Raw genomic sequence first — 5,443 nt, forward strand, 5'->3', positions numbered from 1 at the left:
CAGCAGGCAAAGTTGGTCCGTCTCGCGGTGATGTTCGATGGTGATCGGTTGCAGATAGGGTATCTGGCGCACCGGCTCGCCGGTGGCGAGCGCCGGCACCAGTTTCAGGTTCATCGCACTTCCCTGCTGGCAGGTGTGCCAGGCGCGATAGCGCCCGTCATCCTCCTGGACATCAAACCCGAAATGCTCCCGAAACCTACTGCTCATAATCCAGCCCCTGCTCAAGTTCCGGTTCGTCCCGGCCAATCTCCGGGAACAGGTTGCGCGCATACTCGCGGGCATGGGCGATAAACTCGGCATTCAGATCGGGCCGCCGCTCCATGATCCGATCCATCTGCTCCCGCATGGCGTTCCTGAAGCCGACTTCCTTCCAATGCTGCACCCGTTCGGCCATATGGCCCTGAAAGGCCCTCAGATGGCCGTAGAAGCCGATCCCGATATTTGGGGTGGGTTCCCTTGCCAGCTCACCCTCAACGGCCTGTGCGGCCAGTGTGCGGTGATCTATGCGGCTGCTAGAGCCTGCATCGGACAAAAAACGGTTGCTATAATCCTCCCAGCTCTTGCGCCACTGGCCCAGATTCAGGTCTTTTTGCAGCATCACCGCCTCGTCAATCTTCCCCTCCTCTTCCAGCGCATAGACCTTGGCGACCAGCTTGGGGTTGTCCTGCATGTCGCGCGCTGCCTTGCCGATCGAGCCATCCTCGTTGAAACGCCGGGTGCTGACGAGAATGTGGGCATGGGGATGCTCCCCGCCGTCGCTGGCCGGGGTGCGGTGAATGGCAAAATCCACGGGCAGCCCCTTCGCGACGAAATGATCCTGTGCAAATTCCCGCACGAGCTGGGCGCATTGCGCCTTGTCCAGCTCACGCGGCAGGGCCACCTCCACCTCAAAGGCGGGTTGCCCCCGTGGGTGTTTGATACCCGTTTCAACCGCGTTCCACAGTGCCCCGCGATCCTGCAATGAAACGGGAATTCCCTCTGGCAGCATTACCTCGCTATGCTCAATGTCCTGCTTGCGGGTGTAGTCCTCAACCGTTCCGCGCCGTTCATCTGTGAGCCGTTCGCCGGAACGGTATGCCGCCGCCGCAACCGCGGAACGGCCCGCAGAGCGTTGCACGAACTTAACCCGTAGATGATAGATCGCCATGTCGGTTTCTTGCCCCTTCCCTCCGACCCTACCATAAGTTGCGCCATAAGACGAATGTTCACTTATGCATCTCTACGAGATGCGCTCGCATTCGTCTGGATAACTTGGCGCTTCTGATTGACCGGGGGGCGTTTCAGTGAAACGTTCGAATTTGCATCATATGATGCAAATTCGAACGTTGCGGGGGAACGCATATTGTACACTTTGGGACAGGCGGCGAAGGAGGCGGGTTGTAGCAAGGCAACCATCTCAAGAGCCATTAAAAACGGTAAGCTTTCGGCATCGAGGCTTGAGGACAATAGCTATCAGATCAACCCGGCTGAGCTTCAGAGGTGGGTTGACAGCAACGGTCACAGAAACAGCAAAATGAAGCAAATCGCAACCCAAGATGAAACGGCAGAAACACCCCGTGAAACCAGTGGGTTGCAAGTGGAACTTGAAGCACTTCGTCAGATCGCGGACGACCGCCAGAAAACCATTGATGATTTGCGCCAGCGCCTTGATGCGGAGAGCGAAGAACGCCGCAAACTGACGGCCATGGTCACCGACCAGCGTCAGCCCCCAAAGGGCTTCTGGGCCCGCCTCACGGGCCGCTAGGAAAAGGCTCAGAAGGTTGGCCGCCGCCTCGCTCCATGGCGGATATGGACGATCTCAATGCCGTCCTCATCGCTCAGGAGGGTGTAATAGATATGGTAGTTGCCAAAGAGCGCCTTGCGGACTGCCCGCCCCTCGATGTGCGCAACAACGCGCCGGATGGTTGGGCTGAGCGCGATCTGCTGGCAGTAAGCGCGCATTTCCTGAATGTAGCTCACCGCTCTTTCAGGGCTGTCCTGAGCGATGAAGTCACCGATTTCCTTGAGGTTCTGAATCGCCTCATCGCGGAAGATGCACAGCATAAAGCCCTACATCATCGCGCGGTAGCGTTCTTCCAGCTCGGCAAACACTTCCTCGGCAGGGCGTCCGCGCCCGGCGCGACTGTCGGCCAGCCCCCTGCGGATAGCAGGCAACGCCTCGATGTCGATTTCATCGAAGACATCTTCGGACGGCGTGAAGTTTTGTTTCGATTCTGGTTTCATAAGCTAATCATATAGTTTCAAAGGGAAAATTTCCAGCACCAAATTGTGCCCGAGAATCTAGCGTAGGCTCTCTTTCTGCTTACAGAACCCCACAAAAGCCGCACCGGGATTGTCCGGGTTATCGGCAAAGCCGCGCCATTCAGCTTCCAGCGCGTGATAGTCCCAACCCTTCTCACGGGCGATCTTGCGCGCCTTCTCTTCGGCCCATGCCGGGATGACCAGATCGGCCGTAATCTGCCGCTTGGGCTTGCGCGGCCGGAACACCACCAAATCATCTTTCGCCAGCTCAATGCTATAGAAGGGGATATGGTCATCCTCAATGATCTGCCGGATGTTCAGCCGGAACTTTTTCAGCGGCGCATTGCTGCCTGTCTTCTCTTGCAGCTTGGCCAGACCGATTTGCCAGCGTGGCTGGTTGCCACAATGCTTGCGCGCAATCTCGTAAATCCGCCGTTCCAGAGGGCGCCGCAGTCGGAAATAGTCATTCGAAATGGTGACGACTTCGGCAGCTTCGATAGCGCGCATCAACCAGTCTGAAAGAACGATCTCGCAGTAGTCGAGCCGCCATTCACCGGTCTCTCTCATAACGAAGCCGCCCTCGTCAACAAGTCCGAAAATGCGCGTCTCACGTCTGTTTCCCGTAGTAATATCCGTCTTGAACTGCGTTCCACCCAACCGGATCATGGCTTGTTCCAGCCGCTTGTAGTGGTTGCCGCCAATGGGACGGTTGGTGGCTATAGAAAGCTCTCTGGCCGAGAATCGAACGCGCTTGCCTATTTTTTCACCACGGTTTTTTTTGTGCATCAACTGGCTGATGCAGAAGATGAGGATGTCCTTGTCGAAGATCGTGGGCAGACCAATGCCCGATGGAATTATCGTCAAGGAGTTGTCGCCTGATCGATAGTGCAAGTGGCGATGATCCGGCTTGGTGGCCAGAGAGAACAGCGGATGCTCCATCGAGGCCGTGTCATCCTTCGGCACAACGTCAGCGATGTCGAGCACGAAAAAGTCCTGCTGAGGGTGTCTATCGGGGAGAAGAGCCATCCTGATAGCATAGCGAAAGCTTGACCTATCAGGAACCAAAAATTTGACCTATCAGGAACCTCTGTGGATAGCTCCAGTCTCGCACGGTTTGTTTGACCTATCAGGAACCATGTCTGCCGTCGATTTCGTTTGACCCTTTCGGAACCAAAGTTTGACCCTTTCGGAACCAAAGTTTGACCCTTTCGGAACCCGGACGTCACTTTTCTCCATTGCTACCAAGGCTTTGCGCAATTCGTAACACTACTCCGTAGGTAACACTATTAACACTAGGCTTCGCCTGTGGATAAGTCTGAGTGGTTCCGAAAGGTGCGAATTCAACAAGGCGTCCAGCTGGTTGCCGAACAAGCATTTGCTTAGAAAGCGTCGGCCATGGGCCGACAAGATTTGAAAGGCCGCCAAGGGCGGCCTGAAGAACCGCTTCAGGCTCACCAAAGACAGGGGGCATCCCTACGCCTCCTGATCCACCTTCGCTTAGACTGCCCCTAGAGCTTCTGGGAACCTCCCTGCAAAGGGTGGGTGCTCGCCATGCTCGGATGCTAGCGCATCCTGCGCGTGTCTCCGCTCCCGCTTCGCGCCTTTGCAGGAAGAATCCCGACAGCTCCTTCACGGGACAAGCGAAGGCGGCTCCGAAGACAGGGATAAAAAGTTGCCCCTAGGTCTTGTAGCGAATCGACTCCATCCCCATCGTCAATAAGACAGGCTAGGTATGGAGGACAAGAAATGGCAGCACCAATCCTTCTATTGGTACCCAAAGGACTTGCGTATCTCGGCGCAGCACTTGGCCTAACAGGAAAAGCAGTAATTCTAAGCGCCGCTGCTCTGAAGGCCGCTGCGATAGGAACCGCTTTCATTGTTAAGGGCGTAGCATTTACAAAAACAGGGGCAATGATTCTAACCGTTGCTGGTGGCGGTATAGCCTACGCCACAACCACAGATGCTACGATGGAAACTATGTCTGAGCTTGGTTATGTCTCAGACTCACACGATAAGATACCAGTAATTGAGCGCGAAATATATGAGGCCGTAGAAAGCTCTGGAATATACACAGTGAGATACTGTGAAGAAAACGGCCAGAAAATTATCGTTCAACAAAACCACTATTTCTGCCCGCATGATGGCAGCACCCCCAAGGAAGGACAATCTTTCCAGTTCACTGACGAGATTGCTGAAAAGTAGTTCGGCCTAATACAGGAATAGAAGCCGACGGGCTTTCTATGAAAACGCACTCCTGTCCGTCAGTCTCAACACTTTCCAAAATTCCAGAAAGAAGGTCTTCTGTTGATTTTCTGTCAGAGGGTCTGTGATATATATTGATAACAGTGCTTCTCAATCCAACCATGTTGTCTATATCATTATTACCCGCAGTATGCAGCATTCCGGAAAATACAAATGCAGTTTCTTTTCCTGATGTGTTTGATATGTAATCTGCTGCTTTCTGATTTACTTCCATCCTCAGCGACAGCAATTCAGATGCGGATTCTTCCGTCTGAGAAGAAATTTCACGGGTATAAGATTCGTACGCGGCCTTTACTGCCTCCAAATTCGCTCTGCTATCGAAAAAACGAATATTGACATCATTTGCTTCTGCCGTTTCATATAGCTCCAATGTCTTCTCTGGCCTTGAACTCCATTTTTGAAGTAAGTGAAATCTCTCGTTTCTAGGGGAGTTGTAAAATTCCTCCTCTATCTCTTGGGGGAGCTCTAAGTATAAGTTCTTGGGAGGATGTTCTTTAACCGTCTGGATGACGAAATCTACAATTTCGTTGTCCATATGCATTGAGTCACCGAAAAAAACCACCCCTCTTGGGATGTTCAGATTTTTGTGATTTTTGCATTCCATTATAATAATTTACACAATGAACATCATGGAGAATATTACAATTCTATGAAGATTGCTCCACGCTAATCTTACTCACCACAGCCGCTTCATTATCTGGTTGCGGCCACAGCGCGGCGTCGAACATGAAGATGGCCTTAACGCGCTTTTCCGCGATCAGGTCGGCCAGCTCTTCCAGTCCCCGCCCCTCTAAAAACACCATCATGCCTGTGCTGTGACACAGCAGGCAAAGTTGGTCCGTCTCGCGGTGATGTTCGATGGTGATCGGTTGCAGATAGGGTATCTGGCGCACCGGCTCGCCGGTGGCGAGCGCCGGCACCAGTTTCAGGTTCATCGCAC

The 5,443-nt window shown here is 53.6% G+C and carries 9 protein-coding genes; 2 read left to right on the plus strand and 7 right to left on the minus strand.

Annotated elements, in window-relative coordinates; genetic code table 11:
* The coding region (locus I6N89_RS25070) for a hypothetical protein (protein ID WP_207020936.1) at window positions 1-207 on the minus strand (207 nt) is incomplete at its 3' end.
* Window positions 197-1,147, minus strand: a complete 951-nt coding sequence (gene mobQ / locus I6N89_RS25075; RefSeq protein WP_207020937.1) for a MobQ family relaxase — start codon at window positions 1,145-1,147, stop codon at window positions 197-199. The genes I6N89_RS25070 and mobQ, both read right to left, overlap by 11 nt.
* A gap of 195 nt (window positions 1,148-1,342) precedes the next feature.
* On the opposite strand from mobQ, the gene I6N89_RS25080 reads away from it, so the two are divergent.
* Window positions 1,343-1,744, plus strand: a complete 402-nt coding sequence (locus I6N89_RS25080; RefSeq protein ID WP_207020938.1) for a helix-turn-helix domain-containing protein — start codon at window positions 1,343-1,345, stop codon at window positions 1,742-1,744.
* An 8-nt stretch (window positions 1,745-1,752) separates the two neighbouring features.
* Here the strand turns inward: I6N89_RS25080 and I6N89_RS25085 are convergent, their stop codons facing one another.
* Genes I6N89_RS25085 through I6N89_RS25095 form a run of 3 tightly spaced genes read right to left on the minus strand, consistent with a single transcriptional unit; the run spans window position 1,753 to window position 3,225 of the window.
* The gene (locus tag I6N89_RS25085; RefSeq protein WP_207020939.1) at window positions 1,753-2,043 is read right to left on the minus strand and encodes a type II toxin-antitoxin system RelE/ParE family toxin; all 291 of its coding nucleotides are present in this window, start codon (window positions 2,041-2,043) and stop codon (window positions 1,753-1,755) included.
* 6 nt (window positions 2,044-2,049) lie between these two features.
* Window positions 2,050-2,223, minus strand: coding sequence for a hypothetical protein (locus I6N89_RS25090; protein ID WP_207020940.1), 174 nt, complete (start codon window positions 2,221-2,223; stop codon window positions 2,050-2,052).
* 57 nt (window positions 2,224-2,280) lie between these two features.
* Window positions 2,281-3,225 (minus strand): replication initiator protein A, encoded by a 945-nt coding sequence (locus I6N89_RS25095; protein WP_328805929.1) that lies wholly within the window; start codon window positions 3,223-3,225, stop codon window positions 2,281-2,283.
* 762 nt (window positions 3,226-3,987) lie between these two features.
* Here I6N89_RS25095 and I6N89_RS25100 point away from each other — a divergent pair.
* Window positions 3,988-4,443 carry a hypothetical protein gene (locus I6N89_RS25100; RefSeq protein ID WP_207020942.1) on the plus strand — a complete coding sequence of 152 codons (456 nt, stop codon included), beginning with the start codon at window positions 3,988-3,990 and terminating at the stop codon, window positions 4,441-4,443.
* Here I6N89_RS25100 and I6N89_RS25105 read toward each other — a convergent pair.
* Window positions 4,418-5,038, minus strand: coding sequence for a hypothetical protein (locus I6N89_RS25105; protein ID WP_207020943.1), 621 nt, complete (start codon window positions 5,036-5,038; stop codon window positions 4,418-4,420). The two genes, I6N89_RS25100 and I6N89_RS25105, sit on opposite strands and share 26 nt — an antisense overlap.
* 112 nt (window positions 5,039-5,150) lie before the next feature.
* Window positions 5,151-5,443, minus strand: a 293-nt coding sequence (locus I6N89_RS25110; protein WP_207020944.1) for a hypothetical protein, incomplete at its 5' end; no start/stop codon positions are given.

This window comes from Salipiger abyssi (assembly GCF_017311415.1).
Taxonomy (GTDB): domain Bacteria; phylum Pseudomonadota; class Alphaproteobacteria; order Rhodobacterales; family Rhodobacteraceae; genus Salipiger; species Salipiger abyssi_A.